Below are 15,464 nucleotides of genomic sequence, written 5' to 3'. Positions count from 1 at the left end.
AGATGGCGCGTCCCATGACGATCAGTCCGTCACAAGCATCCGCATGTGCTCCCGAACCGCCTTCAGAATCGCATCCGAACGTTCCGCAGAAGTCGCGACGCGGGCTAGCGCCAGCGCGCCGACCATGGCGCTGACGGCGACCATGGCCTTCTCCTCGTCGCCGTCCAGCATTTCCGCAACGGCCCCGATGAAGGCGTCCACATGCCCGCTCATGACGTCGCGGCACTCCGGAGCGGCGCGCCCCGCTTCGGCGGCCAGCGCGGCGATGGCGCAGCCGCTTTCAGGCGCGTCCCGATGGGTGCGGCTGAGGTAGCTGCGGGCGAATCCGGGCAGGTCTCCGGTCGGCGTCTCCTGTCCTGTAGCGTGCTCCTGACTTTTCGCATGCTTCTGGCCGTCGGCCAGCGCCCGCGCCAGCGCCTCGGCCAGCAGCGCGGCGCGGCTGTTGAAATGCCCGTAAAAACCACCGTGCGTCAGGCCAACGCTCTTCATCAACTCGCCGACGCTGACTGACTCAAGACCGTTCTTCCGCACCTGCCGCGACGCTTCCGCGAGGATGCGCTCGCGGTTTTCCGATTTTCCAGCCTGCGAATGACCCATGCCTGTAACTCACGCTTGACGATCAGCATGATGCCTATCATCGTGATGAATGTCGATCATCATCCAGATCGCCGGGGACCATCCGGCGACAGGGAGGACACAATGACCGCAGCAACGTCTCCGACAGCGCGCGTGCGCAGTGAGCGCCACGATCACATTCTGAAAATTATCATCGATAATCCCACAAAGAAAAACGCCTTCATCCCCGAGATGATGACGCAGCTCTCTGACGCGCTGACCGGGCTGGACCAGGATCCGGAGCTGTGGGTCGGAGTGCTCTGCGCGGAGGGAGACAATTTCACCGCCGGGCTCGACATGCCGAAGTTCTTCGGCCCTGGCGCGACGCCGCGCGAATTGCCGCCAGGGGCCATTGATCCGTTCGGCCTGCGCAACCAGTGCCGCAAGCCCATCGTCACGGCGGTTCAGGGCATCTGCTTCACCGTCGGCATCGAGATCGCGCTTGCCGGCGATATCGTGGTGGCGGCGGATGACGTGCGCTTCTGCCAGATGGAATCCCGCCGGGGCATCGCGCCGCTTGGCGGCGCGCATTTCCGCTTCATCACCCGCACCGGGTGGGGCAACGCCATGTATCATCTGATGCTGTGCGATGAGTTCGGGGCCCAGGAGGCCCTGCGCATTGGCCTGGTGCAGGAAGTGACGCCAGCGGGCGCGCAGACTGACCGCGCCATGGAGCTTGCCCGAATTATCGCCGCCAATGCGCCGCTTGGCGTGCAGGTGACGAAGGAGGCGGGGCGCAAATTCATCGAAGCGGGCGAGCGGGCGGCTATCGACGTCATTCCCGCGATTCGCGATCGCGTCATGCAAACGGAGGACGCCGCCGAGGGCATCCGCTCGTTCGTTGAGCGGCGGGCGGCGGTTTTCCGGGGACGTTAAAGCGTCCGCCGGGAGACGCCGTGAACCGGACGGAGCAGCGCTTCGCCCGGATTTTCGCCCTGGATTGATGGCGTCCTGCGCCATGACGGCCCACCGGCAAAAAGAAACCGCCAGGATCTTTCCGATCCTGGCGGTCTGTCTGTTCCCGATGCTCTCCTGGTCAGGATCAGGGGGAGGGCGTCGACCGGTGGTGCGCTTCCCAGCGGGTGTTCATTCGCAGGGCGACCAGAGTGCAGATGGCGCCCGACAGCAGATAGGCGCCGGAGGCCAGCAGTCCAAACTGGCTGGAGAGCACCAGGGCGACCAGCGGCGCGAAGCCGGCGCCGAACAGCCACGCCAGATCAGAGGTGATGGCCGAGCCGGTGTAGCGGTAGGCGGGCGAGAACGCTGACGCGACGGCGCCCGACGACTGGCCGAACGACAGGCCCAGAATGATGAAGCCCACGATCATGAAGGAAGCCTCGCCAACCGGGCCCGCGTCCAGCAGCTGGGGCGCGAAGCCGGAGAACGCGGCGATCGCCACGGCGCTGACGCCGAGCAGCACGCGCCGGCCAACCCGGTCGGCGATAACGCCCGAGGCGATGATGGCCACCGCGCCGAACACGGCCGCCACCATTTCGATGACCAGGAAGTTGGCCGGGTTGTCGCGGGTGAACAGATACACCCACGACAGCGGGAACACGGTCACCATGTGGAACAGGGCGAAGCTGGCCAGCGGGGCGAAGGCGCCGATCGCCACATTGCCGCCCTCGGCGCGCAGCGTCTCGGAGATCTTCTTCGGGTGCAGGTCCTGGTTGTTGAACAGCCGCTGGTAATCCGGGGTGACGACCATGCGCAGGCGGGCGAACAGGGCCACCACATTGATGGCGAAGGCGACGAAGAACGGATAGCGCCAGCCCCAGCTGTAGAAATCTTCCTGCGACAGGTAATGGATGAAATAGGCGAACAGGCCGCTGGCCACGATCAGGCCGAGCGCGGCGCCCAGCTGCGGAATCATGGCGTACCAGCCGCGCTTCTCCGGCGGCGCGTTAAGGGCGAGCAGGGAGGCCAGGCCGTCCCACGTCCCGCCAAGCGCGATTCCCTGACCGATGCGCGCCAGCGCCAGCAACCAGATCGACAGGGCGCCGACGGTCTCATATCCGGGCAGGAAGCCGATGGCGCAGGTTGAGGTGCCGAGCATGACCAGCGCGATAGTCAGCTTGGCGTTCTTGCCCGCCGCCCGGTCAATGGCCATGAAAATCGCCGTGCCGATGGGGCGGGCAATAAAGGCGAGAGCAAAAATCGCGAAGGAATACAGCGTTCCCCGTAGCGGATCCGCAAACGAGAACACCAGCTTCGGAAACACGACGACCGAGGCGATGGCGTAGACGAAGAAGTCAAAAAACTCCGACGTGCGGCCAATAATAACGCCAATCGCGATTTCCCCGGGGTTCACGTGGCCGTGACTCTCCGGGAGGCCGCCATCGGCGGTAGTCAGGGTCTGCGCCATAGGATCCGTCCGTTGAAATATCAGTCAGTTTCGCGGCGTCGCGCCGTAATTCCAGCGAAAGCGGACGTCGCTCCCACGCCCGGAAACGCTCCAACGCAATAGTGAGGCTGTGCGCGCCTCAGGGTTGAATTGGCTCTGGCCTCATGCAGCATAGCTCCCGATGACGGCATTGGACAAATTGTCCAATGTCATGTTCGCTAAGGGGTGATTAGCAGCTCCCTGAACGAGCGTATTTCGGGAAGGATGGCGCCGTGAACCGTTTTCGCATTGTCGCGTTGCTGCCGGTGCTGGCGCTCCTGGGCGGCTGCAACTTTGTCGTGCTTCATCCCGCGGGCTTCATCGCCGAACAGCAACGGGACCTCGTCATTATCTCGACGCTGCTGATGCTTGTCATCATCATTCCGGTGATGGCGCTCACGGTGCTGTTCGCCTGGCGCTACCGGGCGGCGAACAAGAAGGCGAACTACCAGCCGGACTGGGACCACTCCACCGGGCTGGAGCTGGTGATCTGGGCGGCGCCGCTGCTGATCATCATCTGCCTCGGCGCCATCACCTGGATGGGGACCCACCTGCTGGACCCGTACCGGCGGCTGGAGAAAATCGCGGCCAATACGCCGGTGGCGAAGGACGTGAAGCCGCTTGAGGTGCAGGTCGTCGCGCTCGACTGGAAGTGGCTGTTCATCTACCCGGAGCAGGGCGTGGCCACGGTCAATGAGCTGGCGGCGCCGGTCAACCGGCCGGTTCACTTCCGCATCACCGCGTCCTCGGTGATGAACTCCTTCTATATTCCGGCCCTGGCGGGCCAGATCTACGCCATGCCGGCCATGCAGACCCAGCTGCACGCGGTGATCAATCACCCGGGCAACTACAAGGGCTTTTCCGCCAACTACAGCGGCGCCGGCTTCTCTGGCATGCACTTCCGCTTCCACGGCATGGACGACGCCGGCTTCGAAACCTGGGTGAACGAGGCGAAGGCCTCTGGCTCCCGGCTTGATCGCGCCGCCTACATGCAGCTGGAGCGGCCGAGCGAGAACGTTCCGGTTCAGAAATTTGGCAAGGTGGAGCAGGGCATTTTCGACCTGATCCGCAACATGTGCGTCGAGCCGGGCCGCATGTGCATGAGCGAGATGATGGCGCTCGACGCGGGCGGCGGCCTCGGCCTCGCCGGCATTCACGCCACCCTGCCGCTGCCCCGGGACTACCGGGCGCGCGTCAGGAGCGGCGATCGCGTCATCGCCAGCATCTGCACGCCGGATGAGGCCGAACAGATGGCGTCGCGCGCGCCGCCGGTGGCTCCGGTCAGGTCGTCGACGGCCATCACCGGCTTTGGCCTGCCGCACCCCGGAAGCATCTTCCGTCGTTCCGAACCCACGCCGCGCGGTATGCAGACGGCGCGTCCCACGAACTCCTGACGCGGGTGGCTTCAGTGACTGTCGCTTCTACATCCCAGTCGATCCTGTTCGGCAAACTGTCGCTCAGCTCCTTGCCGCTGAACGAGGCGATCGTGGTCTGGACCTTCGTCGTGGTCGCCATCGGCGCCGTGGCGGTGCTGGCCGCGCTCACTTACTTCCGCCTCTGGGGCTACCTGTGGCGTGAGTGGTTCACCAGCGTGGATCACAAGAAAATCGGCGTCATGTACATGGTGCTGGGCATCATCATGCTGCTGCGCGGCTTCGCCGACGCGGTGATGATGCGCCTGCAGCAGGCGTGGGCCTTCAACGGCTCCGAGGGCTATCTCAACGCTCACCACTATGACCAGATCTTCACGGCGCACGGCGTCATCATGATCTTCTTCGTGGCCATGCCGCTGGTCACGGGTCTGATGAACTATGTGGTTCCCCTGCAGATCGGCGCGCGCGACGTGTCGTTCCCGTTCCTGAACAATTTCAGCTTCTGGATGACCGCCGCCGGCGCCGTGCTGGTGATGATGTCGCTGTTCATCGGCGAGTTCGCCCAGACCGGTTGGCTGGCCTATCCGCCGCTGTCGGGCATCGACGGCAGTCCGGGGGTCGGCGTCGATTACTACATATGGGCGCTGCAGATAGCGGGCGTCGGCACGACGTTATCGGGCATCAACCTGATCTGCACCATCATCAAGATGCGCGCGCCAGGCATGGACATGATGAAAATGCCCGTGTTCACCTGGACGTCGCTGTGCACCAACGTGCTGATCGTCGCCACGTTCCCGGTGCTGACCGCCGTTCTGGTGCTGCTGTCGCTGGACCGTTACGTGGGAACCAACTTCTTCACGAGCGATCTCGGCGGCAACCCGATGATGTACGTGAACCTGATCTGGATCTGGGGTCACCCGGAGGTCTACATCCTCGTCCTGCCAGCGTTCGGCATCTTCTCCGAGGTCACCTCGACCTTCACCGGCAAGCGCCTGTTCGGCTACACCTCGATGGTTTACGCCACGGTGGTCATCACCATCCTGTCGTACCTCGTCTGGCTGCATCACTTCTTCACCATGGGCTCCGGCGCCAGCGTGAACTCGTTCTTCGGCATCACGACGATGATCATTTCGATCCCGACGGGCGCCAAGATGTTCAACTGGCTGTTCACCATGTATCGCGGCCGCATCCGTTTCGAGGCGCCGATGATGTGGACCATGGCGTTCATGCTGACCTTCGTCATCGGCGGCATGACCGGCGTGTTGCTGGCGGTGCCCCCGGCGGACTTCGTGCTGCACAACAGCCTGTTCCTTGTGGCTCACTTCCACAACGTCATCATTGGCGGCGTGCTCTACGGCCTGTTCGCCGGCATGATCTACTGGTGGCCCAAGGCGTTCGGCTTCCGCCTGCACCCGCTGCTCGGCAAGTTCTCGTTCTGGTTCTGGGTCATCGGCTTCTGGTTCGCCTTCATGCCGCTGTACATCCTCGGCCTGATGGGCGTCACCCGCCGCCTGCGCGTCTTCGACGACCCGTCGCACCAGATCTGGTTCCTCATCGCCGGCTTCGGCGCCTTCCTGATCTTCCTCGGCATCGTCTGCTTCCTGCTGCAGATCGCCTACAGCATCTGGAAACGCAACGAGCTGCGCGACGAGACCGGCGATCCCTGGGACGGCCGCACCCTGGAGTGGGCGACCTCGTCGCCGCCGCCAGCCTACAACTTCGCGTTCACGCCGGTCGTGCATGACAATGACGCCTGGTCGGACATGAAGAAGCGTGGTTACGCGCGGCCGCTCACCGGCTACCGGCCGATCCACATGCCCAGGAACACCGGCGCGGGCGTCATCCTCGCCGGCATCAGCCTGGCGCTGGGCTTCGCGCTGATCTGGCATATCTGGTGGCTCGTCGCCGTCAGCTTTGTCGGCCTGATCGTCACGGCCATCGCCCACACCTTCAACTACAACCGCGACTATTACATTCCGGCTGAGGAAGTGACGCGGACCGAGGAAGAGCGCACGCGCGCCCTCGCGGCGGCGGGAGTCTGACGATGGCGAACCAGGCAATCATCGTGGGCGCCGGTCAGGCTCCGGCGTTCCATCTGGCGGAAGAGCCGCACCACCCCGAAGGGCACAGCACCGCTCTGGGGTTCTGGCTCTATCTGATGAGCGACTGTCTCATCTTCGCCATCCTCTTTGCGGTCTTCGCGGTGCTCGGCGGCAATTTCGCCGCCGGCCCGGCGCCGAAGGATCTGTTCGATCTCAACCTGGTGGCGCTGAACACGGCGATGCTGCTGCTGTCATCGATCACCTTCGGCTTCGCCATGCTGTCGATGGCGCGACAGCGAAAGGGCGCGACGCTCGCCTGGCTGGCCGTGACCGGCCTGTTCGGTCTGGCGTTCCTCAGCATCGAGCTTTACGAATTCCACCACATGATCCATCTGGGGGCGACGCCGCAGCGCAGCGCCTTCCTGTCCGCCTTCTTCACGCTGGTCGGCACGCACGGGCTGCACGTGACCTTCGGCACGATCTGGCTGGTGACGCTGATGGTGCAGATCGGGCGCTTCGGCCTCATCCCCGCCAATCGCCGCCGCATGACCTGCCTGAGCATGTTCTGGCACTTTCTTGACGTCATCTGGATCGGCGTCTTCACCATTGTCTATCTGATGGGAATGCTGCGATGAGCGCTGAAACGCACGCGGACCATGGCCATCACCACGACGGCCACGAGGAAACGCACGGAAGCCTGCGGGATTATGTGATCGGCTTCGTGCTTTCGGTCATCCTGACGGCGATCCCGTTCTGGCTGGTCATGGCTGGCCCTATCGAGAGCAAGACGGTCACGGCCGTCGTCGTGCTCGCCCTGGCGGCCGTGCAGATGGTGGTCCACATGGTCTACTTCCTGCACATGAACGGCCGCTCGGAAGGGGGCTGGAACATGATGGCCCTGGTCTTCACGGTGATCATCGTGGTGATCGTGCTGGTTGGCTCGCTCTGGGTGATGACCCACCTCAACGCCAACATGATGGCGACCCACGAGGAGATGATCCGCCGGTGAGCCGGAACCCCGGTCTGGCGCGCGTCAGCCCGGGGTTTGATAATACTGGCGGGCTGTTTCCGACATCCGCATCCCTCGCCGGCGAAGCGGGGTGCGGAAACATGGAGTCGCCAGCAACGTATTGATTCTTTGTGGAATTTATAAATTTGACATTGCTTTCCATATGATCTGGAAGTGGATGCAAATGTTAAATTGGTCCACCAGTGCATTTTGGTGAAAGCCAGTTCGCCTGAAATGCTGCATCTCTTTCATTTGACGCATTTTCTTCACGAAGGTGGGCTCCGCTTTTCCTGAAAATGCGCCAGCGGGCCTGAAGCGCCTTGCCCACGCAGGTCCGCGACAGCGCCGCGTGAATGCGCCGTAGCAGGGAGACGCGCCTGACGATGAAACGGAGCGGCTTCCGGTTGCTGGCCATCCTGACGCTCGCCCTGGCGGGCGCGCTGGGTTTTGGCGCCCTTGGCGTCTGGCAGATCCGGCGCATGACGTGGAAGCACGAGCTGATCGCCAGGGTGGAAAGCCGGGTCAACGCGGCCCCCGTCGCCGCGCCAGGGCCGGCGGCCTGGGGGAATGTCGCCAGCGAGGAATACCGGCGCGTGCGCGTCGCAGGCCAGTTCCTCCATGATCGTGAAATCCTGACCCAGGCTGTCACCCGGCTTGGCGGCGGCTTTTGGGTGCTGACGCCGCTGCGCGCCGACGCCGGCTTCATCGTGCTGGTCAATCGCGGTTTCGTTCCGCCGGAGCGCCGCGCCCAGGCCATGCGCCAGGAGGCCCTGCCAGCGGGACGGGTGGAGGTGACGGGCCTGTTGCGCCTCACGGAACCAGGCGGCGGTTTTCTGCGCAACAACGATCCCGCCGCCGGCCGTTGGCACTCCCGTGATGTGGCGGCCATTGCCCGCCAGCAGGGGCTGGACCGGATGGCGCCAGGCGCCGTCGCGCCCTATTTCATTGACGCTGGTTATGTCCCCAACCCTGGCGGCTATCCGGTTGGCGGCCTCACCGTCGTGCGGTTCAGCGACAACCATCTGGTCTACGCCGTAACCTGGTTCGCCCTGGCGCTGATGACGGCCGCCGCCGCCGCGTTCGCCATTCGCCTTGAAGGGCGCGAAGGCGGAGAGCGCCCGTGAACGCCACGGCCAATCCAGATGATCTCGCCAACCGGCAGAACCTGCTCCTGCTCATTCATCTGCGCTGGATCGCCGCTTGCGGCCAGATCGCCACCATTCTGGCGGTGCATGTCTGGCTTGGCGTCCGCCTGCCGCTCGCGGGCATGCTGGCGGTGGTCGCTTTCCTCGTTTGCGTGAACCTGGCCAGCGTCTGGCGCAGCCGCTGGCCGGGGGGCATCAGCTCGTCCGGCCTGTTTCTTGAACTGCTGGTCGACGTCGGAGCCCTGACCCTGCAGCTTTATCTGAGCGGCGGCGCCGCCAACCCGTTCATCTTCCTGTACCTGTTGCAACTGATGCTCGGCCTCGTGCTGCTGCGGGCATGGGCCGTATGGGCCCTGGTGGTCATCACCAGCCTGTGCTTCATCGGGCTGATGTTCTTCCGCCGGGAGATCGTCATGCCGCCGGGCGAGGGCGAGGCCGCCTTTTTCCGGCTGCACCTGCAGGGCATGTTCCTGTGCTTCTTGCTGGCGGCGGCGCTGCTGGCCATCTTTGTCGGCCGCATCCAGCGCAACCTGCGGGCGCGCGATGCGCGGCTTGAGGAACTGCGCCAGCGTTCGGCTGAGGAGGAGCACATCGTCCGCATCGGGCTGCTGGCCTCTGGCGCCGCGCATGAGCTGGGCACGCCGCTGTCGACCCAGACGGTCATTCTTGATGACTGGCGTCATGCTGCGGCCTTCACGGGCGATCCCGGGATGATGGAGGAGCTGGAGGAAATGCAGGAGCAGCTCGACCGCTGCAAGGCTATCGTCTCCAGCATCCTGACCGCTTCGGGCGAGGTGCGCGGCGAGGGCGCGGCGCACACGCGCCTGTCGGCCTTTATCGACAATACCGTCGGCGAGTGGGCGTCATCGCGCAAGCCGGCGCATTTTTCCTTTGCGGGCCTGGAGGGCGGCGATTGCCCCATTGTCACCGACATGGCGTTGCGACAGATGGCGTTCAATGTGCTGGACAATGCGCTGGAGGCCTCGCCCCAAATGGTGCGACTGCGCGTGCGCAACAGCGGTCAGGAGCTGGAAATCGAGGTCAGCGACGCCGGACCGGGCTTTTCGGAACAGATGCTCAAGGCGCTCGGTCTGCCGTATCATTCCACCAAGGGACGACCCGGCAGCGGGCTCGGCCTGTTTCTGGTCTCCAACGTCGTGCGCCAGCTCGGCGGCCGTCTTGATGCATATAACCGGGCGGAAGGCGGCGCCTGCGTGCGCATGACGCTGCCGCTGACGGCCCTGACCTTTGGTCCGCCGATGAACGAAGACGTGGAGGGGCGGCTTCATGGAGACTGATGCGGGCGACCTGCTCATCATCGAGGACGACGAGGCTTTCGCCCGCGCACTGAAGCGGTCCTTCGAGCGTCGGGGATATGTGGTGCGGCGTCTCGATGGCGTCGACGGCCTGGGCGCCATGCTGGAAGACGGCGCGCCGGAATTTGCCGTCGTTGATCTCAAGCTGGCCAGCGGCTCCGGGTTGGAGTGCGTGCGCATCCTGCACGCCAACGACCCGGAAACCCGCATCGTCGTGCTCACCGGCTTCGCCAGCATCGCCACGGCGGTGGAGGCGATCAAGCTCGGCGCCTGCCACTATCTGCCCAAGCCGGCCAGCGCCAACGACATCATCGCCGCGTTTGATCGCGGCGAGGGCGACGCCTCCATCGGCGTCACCGCCCGGCCCACGTCTCTCAAGAATCTCGAATGGGAGCGGATTCACGAGGTGCTGATCGAGACGGATTTCAACATCTCCGAAACGGCGCGTCGTCTGGGGATGCATCGGCGCACCCTGGCCCGCAAGCTGGAGAAATCACGGGTGAAGTAGCAGGCGCCAGAACGATTCTGGCGAGGTCGCCACGTCAGGACAACGCGCTCAATCGGGCAGCGGCAGCCGAACGGCCGTTCAGCGTGAACGGAATTCGCGCGGCTCAGTCGCCTGTCGCCCCGTCCGGGGCGGCGCAATACAGCTGGTAAAGGGTGTTGAACAACTGCTCGATACGGTGATCGGCGATCCGGTACCAGATCGTCTGGCTTTCCCGACGCGTGGCGACAATGCCTTCATCGCGCATACGCGCCAGATGCTGCGACAGCGCCGACTGCGACAGGCCAACCGCCTCGGCCAGGGTGGTGACGTTGGCCTCGCCCCATTCCACCAGCTTGCACAGGATCATGAGCCTTCGCTCGTTGGCGAGCGCGCGCAGGACATTGGCGACGTCCGTAGCCTGTCGCTCAAAGGCGTCGAGCGCCATCTGTGGATGTGACATGTGCCGTTCGCTTCCCAGGCTGCCCTGACCCGTTGCCTGGAGCATTTCGGTGAGAACCAGTTCACCCAACATGCTCCGCCTCTGTAACTTGACAAACGTGGGCTCTGCTTTTCTCGAAAATGCTCTGGAGCAATTCCCGATCTACATGGATCGGGGATTGCTCCAGTTTCGCTTGTTTTGAGCGAATTCTGATCGACCAGACGATTCCGTCTGGTCGGAAAACGCTCTAGTGCAGCCCCGACGCCTGCGCCAGCATGAACAGGGCCACGGCCATGACAATGACGGCGAACATCCGGTTCAGGGCGCCCCTGCTGGCGGCCAGCCGCCGCGCCGCCCAGGCCCCTGGCAGGCCGCCGATAACGCCGCCGCCAATGAACAGGGCGGCGAGTCGCCAGTCCACCAGACCGGAGACAGCGTAGCTGATCGCTGTGGTGAGGCCAAAGGCGGTGACCGCCACCAGGGACGAACCGATCGCGAACACCAGCGGCATGCCCGTGGCCGCGACCAGCCCGGGGGCGATCAGAAAGCCGCCGCCAATGCCAAAGAAGCCGGATAGCGCTCCGGCGCTGGCGCCGGTAGCCGCCAGCTTCGGAAAATTACTCCGGTTGAGACGCACGGATGGCTCGCCGGCGGCGGCGCGATCGCGCAGCATCATCACGCCTGTCGCCAGCATCAGCGCCGCGAACAACGCCAGCAATCGGGCGCCGCTGATCGACTTGCCGAAGGCCGCGCCCGCCGCCGCGCCGGCGACGCCCGCCACGGAAAATACTGCGGCGCAGCGCCATTTCACGTTTCCGGCCCGGGCGTGGTTGAGCAGGTTGACGAAGGCGTTGACGGTGACGATGACCGCGCTCGTGCCGATGGCGACATGCGGATTGGCGACTCCGGCGAGATACACCAGCAGCGGCGTCGCGAGAATCGAGCCGCCGCCGCCAACAAGTCCGAGCGTGAAGCCGACCAGGCCGCCGGCGCCCAGGCCCGTTCCCGCGTCAAGCAGGGTCAGCGTCATGGCGTGATTCCCCGGCCGGCGTCATCAGTTTTTCTGCGAGGCGCAGCATGAAGCCGCCTTCGCCGGACGTAGCGCCCGGTTCCATGGCGCGCGCCTCAGCAGACGGGCCATGCCGCAGAAACCGGTCGCTCCGGCCATGATCAGGCCAGCCCCGACCAAGCCCGACAGGGCGAAGAACCCTGGCGAAACCAGAAAGCCAAGCAACACGCCGGCCAGCACCATGGAGCCAGCGCCGATCTGCACCTGGCGCTGCATTTCCAGCGGCTGGCTGCGATCCGTCGCGACCGGGAGGCCGGCTTTTTTCCACGCATCCAGGCCACCTTCGAGGACATAAGCCTCGCAACCTGGCGCAATTCCGGCGGCCAGCTGGTCGGCGGCGCTGGCCGTGCGCATGCCGCTGCGGCAATGGAAAATAACCGCAGCGCCCCTGGGCGTGATCAAGGGCGACGCCGACGATGAAAGAGGGCGGGAGTGGGCGCCGGGAATATGCTCCCGGGCGTGCTCGTCCGCTTCGCGGATATCGACGGGGATCGCGCCCTCCTGCAGCAGGCGCCGGGCGCGTTCAGGGGAGATGGCGGGCAGGAATGCGGTGGTCGGAGACATGGCGGCCTCGCAGGGTTGTTAATTAAGATATTGCTTATTTAGTTAATTCTTATATATTGTCAATATCCTTTTCGCAAAGCCATTCAGGAAGAGGCCCTGCATGTCCGTCCAACCCATCATTCAGGCGTTTTTCGATGAGCCCACCAACACCGTCAGCTATCTGGCGGCTGATCCGGTGACGAAAGCCGCCGCCGTCATCGACCCGGTGCTGGACTATGACCATCCCTCCGGCGCGGTTGATACGCGCTCGGTTGAAACCATTCTGAAGGCGGCGGCCGCCGCCGGTTACCGGATTGAATGGGTGCTGGAGACGCACGCCCACGCGGACCATCTGTCCGGCGCGCCATGGATCAAGGTCAGAACCGGCGCGAAAATCGGCATCGGCGAACACATTCGCGACGTGCAGCGGATATTCCGGCCGGTGTTCAACGCGGAAGACCTGCACGCGGACGGGCGCGATTTCGACCATCTGTTCAGGGACGGCGAGCGGTTTCGCATCGGCGAACTGGAGGTGGAGACCCTGCACACGCCGGGCCACACGCCGGCCGACGTATCATGGCGCATCAGCGACGCGGTTTTCGTTGGCGACACCCTGTTCATGCCGGATTACGGCACGGCGCGGGCTGATTTTCCTGGCGGCGACGCCCGCCAGCTCTACCGGTCCATCAGGCGTCTGCTGGCGTTGCCGGCGGAAACGCGCCTGTTCATGTGTCACGACTACAAGGCGCCAGGCCGCGACGCCTATGCCTGGGAAACGACCGTGGCGGCGCAACGCGCCGGCAATGTGCATGTGAGGGAGGGCGTCACGGAGGAAGATTTCGTCAGCATGCGCAACGCCCGCGACGCCACGCTGTCGGCGCCGCGCCTGCTGCTGCCGTCAATCCAGACCAATATCCGCGCCGGCCGGTTTCCGCCGGCCGAGGCCAATGGCGTGCGATACCTGAAAATTCCGGTGAAGATGAAGGGCGCCGACGGCGCTTCAGCGTAGCGCCCGACCCGTTCATCATGGACGGCTGCCGCGATCCCGGATGAACGGCGGGCCTGTCTCCCCTTGGCCGGGGAGCGGGTTTGCCGGATCGGGCGCTTCCGCCGCCTTGCGCGGCGCGGTTTCATGCGGCGTTTTTGCGCCGGGTCTGGGCGATGGCGGACAGGTTCACCGTGCCGAGCACGCCTTCAACGTCATGCATCCAGCAGCCGCCGATGCCCACGCCGTCCCGCGCGTTGTGGCTGACCAGCTCCAGGCCAATCCATTCGCCCACGGGTTCGCGGTGCAGATACAGGGTGAAATCGGTGTTGATGAAATCGATGCCGAATTCGCTGCTGTGGGTCATCGGGCTGGTCATGTCGCCCATCATCGCCGCGCGCATGAACGGCGTCAGCGGTACGCCGGCAATCGCCAGACGCTGGGGCTGGAACCAGGCCTGGCGGCAGGCGACCGGGGCCATCGGGCCAAGCACCTGCGCGTTGCCCCGGCCGCTGTCCGTCGCGTCGGGCGCGACCCGGTCGATGCGCGCATGTTCCGCCGCAACCGGTTTGACGGCGGCAAGGCCATAGCCTTTTCCCGGCTCCAGCTCGTCTGGCAGGGGGGAGCGCCAGGCCGGCGTCTGCCAGGTCGGGTTGTCCGGGTTTTCGGTTTTGCGGATGAACTGGGCGCTGGCCCGGGCCAGCAACTGGCCGTTGGCGCTGATTGACGCCTCGGCGAGTTGCAGCCGCTTGCCGCTGCGCAGCATCCGGGTTTCCACGCTGAACGGCTCGGCCCGGATCATGCCGAGCAGGTCAACGCAATACCGCGTCACGATGTAGTCTGGACCACCGAACTCCCGCTCCAGGCAACAGGCCAGCAGGCTGGCGACGGCCGGGCCGGTCAGCGTGTTGTCCAGCCAGTATCCAAGGCTCCGTTTCGTGGGAACGAACAGGTCGCCCTGCTGGATGAAGTAGGCTTCTGGCGACGATTCCGGAGACTGGTTTTCTGTTTCTGACATCGTGTCTGGAGTTTCTGAACCTGAGAAAGACGCAACATTTCCGCCCGGGCGCGGTCATCATCGAAACACGCTGGGGCAGGGATGGGACGCCACGTCCTTCCTCCCGCCGCCGCCCGGAGTCAAGCCGGAGGGCGTTTCGTCCGATGCAGGCGCGCCGCATCAAAGCTGATCCATGAAATCCGTCCAGGCGCTGCGCCCGAAAGCGTCATAGGCGTCCATGCAGGCGACGAGCCGGTCGAGGGTCGCTGTTTCGGCGATTTCCGCCGGCAGCAGCGGATCGCGCAAAATCCGCCGTATCGCCTCGCGCCCGGTCAGCAAGGTCTCGACGGCGGCGGCCTCGCCAGCGCCCATGTGCTGCAGCGAGCGCTCCAGCATCCCGATGGCGTCCTCGTGGGAACGGGCAAGGCCGTCGCGATCCCACAGCGCGCCGAACCGCCGTGCATGGGCCGGCGATACGTGATCCAGCTGCGCCGTCAGCATGGCGCTGGCGGCGCCGAGGGCGACCAGATCGCCGGCCATCTGCCCGGCGCCGCCGCGCAGGTTGTTGGGCCGCACCCACATCCCGGTTTCATCCTGCCGGAAACCATTGAATTCCAGCGCCCATTGCGTGCGGCGCCAGCGGGTGCGCGGCAGGCTGGTCGGCTTGATGGCGGCGCAGATCCAGCTTCCGTCCCAGGCAATGCGCCGCCGCGGATGGGTTCGCCACACCGCGGCCCGTTCGCGCACCGGGTCCTCCATGGCGCCCGCCGCGTAGATCCCGCGACCAGCCGTGCTCAGCTTGCCCTCGGCCCGCAGCCGCGTGAGCGCCGTGCGCAACGCCAGATCGCTCAGCCCAAAGGCGTGGCCGATCTTGCGAATATCGTTGGAGGACAGCGTGTTGCGCACGCCCGTGGTGAACAGGTCGAGCACAAGGGCGCGGGCGGAGATCTTCTCTTTGTTGCGATTGTTGACAGGATCAGACAAATTTAGCAACTTTCTCGAAACGACATCTGGCCGGCCCACAGATCCACTCTGCCTGATCCGCGCTGCTTGCCCCTGGA

The 15,464-nt window shown here is 64.8% G+C and carries 16 protein-coding genes; 9 read left to right on the top strand and 7 right to left on the bottom strand.

Going from position 1 to position 15,464, the window contains the following annotated elements:
• Positions 1 to 21 precede the first annotated feature (21 nt).
• Positions 22 to 597, bottom strand: coding sequence for a TetR/AcrR family transcriptional regulator (locus tag IE243_RS04395; RefSeq protein WP_191318132.1), 576 nt, complete (start codon positions 595 to 597; stop codon positions 22 to 24).
• Between the two features lie 102 nt (positions 598 to 699).
• On the opposite strand from IE243_RS04395, the gene IE243_RS04390 reads away from it, so the two are divergent.
• Positions 700 to 1,491 (top strand): crotonase/enoyl-CoA hydratase family protein, encoded by a 792-nt coding sequence (locus tag IE243_RS04390; RefSeq protein ID WP_191318131.1) that lies wholly within the window; start codon positions 700 to 702, stop codon positions 1,489 to 1,491.
• A 166-nt stretch (positions 1,492 to 1,657) separates the two neighbouring features.
• Here IE243_RS04390 and IE243_RS04385 read toward each other — a convergent pair whose 3' ends face one another.
• Positions 1,658 to 2,980, bottom strand: coding sequence for an MFS transporter (locus IE243_RS04385; RefSeq protein WP_191318130.1), 1,323 nt, complete (start codon positions 2,978 to 2,980; stop codon positions 1,658 to 1,660).
• Positions 2,981 to 3,231: 251 nt separating this feature from the next.
• Here IE243_RS04385 and cyoA point away from each other — a divergent pair, with 251 nt between their 5' ends.
• From cyoA to IE243_RS04350, 7 genes are all read left to right on the top strand, one after another.
• Positions 3,232 to 4,392 (top strand): ubiquinol oxidase subunit II, encoded by a 1,161-nt coding sequence (gene cyoA, locus IE243_RS04380; protein ID WP_191318129.1) that lies wholly within the window; start codon positions 3,232 to 3,234, stop codon positions 4,390 to 4,392.
• A 14-nt stretch (positions 4,393 to 4,406) separates the two neighbouring features.
• Complete coding sequence (cyoB, locus tag IE243_RS04375; protein WP_191318128.1) at positions 4,407 to 6,413, top strand: cytochrome o ubiquinol oxidase subunit I; 2,007 nt, start codon at positions 4,407 to 4,409, stop codon at positions 6,411 to 6,413.
• Between the two features lie 2 nt (positions 6,414 to 6,415).
• On the top strand, positions 6,416 to 7,048 hold the full coding sequence (cyoC, locus tag IE243_RS04370) for a cytochrome o ubiquinol oxidase subunit III (RefSeq protein WP_191318127.1): 633 nt from the start codon (positions 6,416 to 6,418) through the stop codon (positions 7,046 to 7,048).
• A complete protein-coding gene (cyoD, locus tag IE243_RS04365) occupies positions 7,045 to 7,422 on the top strand; it encodes a cytochrome o ubiquinol oxidase subunit IV (RefSeq protein WP_191318126.1) in 378 nt (125 codons plus the stop codon). The genes cyoC and cyoD overlap by 4 nt, the downstream gene beginning before the upstream one ends.
• A 383-nt stretch (positions 7,423 to 7,805) precedes the next feature.
• Complete coding sequence (locus IE243_RS04360; protein ID WP_210319793.1) at positions 7,806 to 8,546, top strand: SURF1 family protein; 741 nt, start codon at positions 7,806 to 7,808, stop codon at positions 8,544 to 8,546.
• Positions 8,543 to 9,865 carry an ATP-binding protein gene (locus IE243_RS04355; protein ID WP_191318124.1) on the top strand — a complete coding sequence of 441 codons (1,323 nt, stop codon included), beginning with the start codon at positions 8,543 to 8,545 and terminating at the stop codon, positions 9,863 to 9,865. Before IE243_RS04360 ends, IE243_RS04355 begins: the two co-directional genes overlap by 4 nt.
• Positions 9,855 to 10,391: a response regulator transcription factor gene (locus IE243_RS04350; RefSeq protein ID WP_191318123.1), complete on the top strand. Its 537-nt coding sequence runs from the start codon at positions 9,855 to 9,857 to the stop codon at positions 10,389 to 10,391. The genes IE243_RS04355 and IE243_RS04350 overlap by 11 nt, the downstream gene beginning before the upstream one ends.
• Before the next feature lie 103 nt (positions 10,392 to 10,494).
• On the opposite strand, the gene IE243_RS04345 is transcribed toward IE243_RS04350, so the two are convergent.
• From IE243_RS04345 to IE243_RS04335, 3 genes are all read right to left on the bottom strand, one after another.
• Positions 10,495 to 10,830 (bottom strand): ArsR/SmtB family transcription factor, encoded by a 336-nt coding sequence (locus IE243_RS04345; protein ID WP_191318122.1) that lies wholly within the window; start codon positions 10,828 to 10,830, stop codon positions 10,495 to 10,497.
• Positions 10,831 to 11,056: 226 nt separating this feature from the next.
• Positions 11,057 to 11,839 (bottom strand): sulfite exporter TauE/SafE family protein, encoded by a 783-nt coding sequence (locus IE243_RS04340; RefSeq protein WP_191318121.1) that lies wholly within the window; start codon positions 11,837 to 11,839, stop codon positions 11,057 to 11,059.
• Positions 11,840 to 11,863: 24 nt separating this feature from the next.
• Positions 11,864 to 12,442 (bottom strand): rhodanese family protein, encoded by a 579-nt coding sequence (locus tag IE243_RS04335; protein WP_191318120.1) that lies wholly within the window; start codon positions 12,440 to 12,442, stop codon positions 11,864 to 11,866.
• 100 nt (positions 12,443 to 12,542) lie between these two features.
• Between IE243_RS04335 and IE243_RS04330 the strand changes: the two genes are divergently transcribed.
• Positions 12,543 to 13,430 (top strand): MBL fold metallo-hydrolase, encoded by an 888-nt coding sequence (locus IE243_RS04330; RefSeq protein WP_191318119.1) that lies wholly within the window; start codon positions 12,543 to 12,545, stop codon positions 13,428 to 13,430.
• A 121-nt stretch (positions 13,431 to 13,551) separates the two neighbouring features.
• On the opposite strand, the gene IE243_RS04325 is transcribed toward IE243_RS04330, so the two are convergent.
• Both IE243_RS04325 and IE243_RS04320 read right to left on the bottom strand, forming a co-directional pair.
• Positions 13,552 to 14,424 carry a thioesterase family protein gene (locus IE243_RS04325; RefSeq protein WP_191318118.1) on the bottom strand — a complete coding sequence of 291 codons (873 nt, stop codon included), beginning with the start codon at positions 14,422 to 14,424 and terminating at the stop codon, positions 13,552 to 13,554.
• Positions 14,425 to 14,583: 159 nt separating this feature from the next.
• Positions 14,584 to 15,387, bottom strand: coding sequence for a hypothetical protein (locus IE243_RS04320; RefSeq protein ID WP_191318117.1), 804 nt, complete (start codon positions 15,385 to 15,387; stop codon positions 14,584 to 14,586).
• Positions 15,388 to 15,464: the final 77 nt, after the last annotated feature.

The organism is Camelimonas fluminis (assembly GCF_014656355.1).
Taxonomy (GTDB): Bacteria; Pseudomonadota; Alphaproteobacteria; order Rhizobiales; family Beijerinckiaceae; genus Camelimonas; species Camelimonas fluminis.
This window is presented reverse-complemented; position numbering and strand designations above follow the sequence as displayed.

Excerpts from the sequence above, each read along its gene's own strand:
- cyoD (WP_191318126.1), top strand. The coding sequence starts at position 7,045 with ATGAGCGCTGAAACGCACGCGGACCATGGCCATCACCACGACGGCCAC.
- IE243_RS04345 (WP_191318122.1), bottom strand. The coding sequence starts at position 10,830 with ATGTCACATCCACAGATGGCGCTCGACGCCTTTGAGCGACAGGCTACG.
- IE243_RS04385 (WP_191318130.1), bottom strand. The coding sequence starts at position 2,980 with ATGGCGCAGACCCTGACTACCGCCGATGGCGGCCTCCCGGAGAGTCAC.
- IE243_RS04350 (WP_191318123.1), top strand. The coding sequence starts at position 9,855 with ATGGAGACTGATGCGGGCGACCTGCTCATCATCGAGGACGACGAGGCT.
- IE243_RS04390 (WP_191318131.1), top strand. The coding sequence starts at position 700 with ATGACCGCAGCAACGTCTCCGACAGCGCGCGTGCGCAGTGAGCGCCAC.
- IE243_RS04330 (WP_191318119.1), top strand. The coding sequence starts at position 12,543 with ATGTCCGTCCAACCCATCATTCAGGCGTTTTTCGATGAGCCCACCAAC.
- cyoC (WP_191318127.1), top strand. The coding sequence starts at position 6,416 with ATGGCGAACCAGGCAATCATCGTGGGCGCCGGTCAGGCTCCGGCGTTC.
- IE243_RS04340 (WP_191318121.1), bottom strand. The coding sequence starts at position 11,839 with ATGACGCTGACCCTGCTTGACGCGGGAACGGGCCTGGGCGCCGGCGGC.
- IE243_RS04360 (WP_210319793.1), top strand. The coding sequence starts at position 7,806 with ATGAAACGGAGCGGCTTCCGGTTGCTGGCCATCCTGACGCTCGCCCTG.
- IE243_RS04325 (WP_191318118.1), bottom strand. The coding sequence starts at position 14,424 with ATGTCAGAAACAGAAAACCAGTCTCCGGAATCGTCGCCAGAAGCCTAC.
- IE243_RS04395 (WP_191318132.1), bottom strand. The coding sequence starts at position 597 with ATGGGTCATTCGCAGGCTGGAAAATCGGAAAACCGCGAGCGCATCCTC.
- IE243_RS04335 (WP_191318120.1), bottom strand. The coding sequence starts at position 12,442 with ATGTCTCCGACCACCGCATTCCTGCCCGCCATCTCCCCTGAACGCGCC.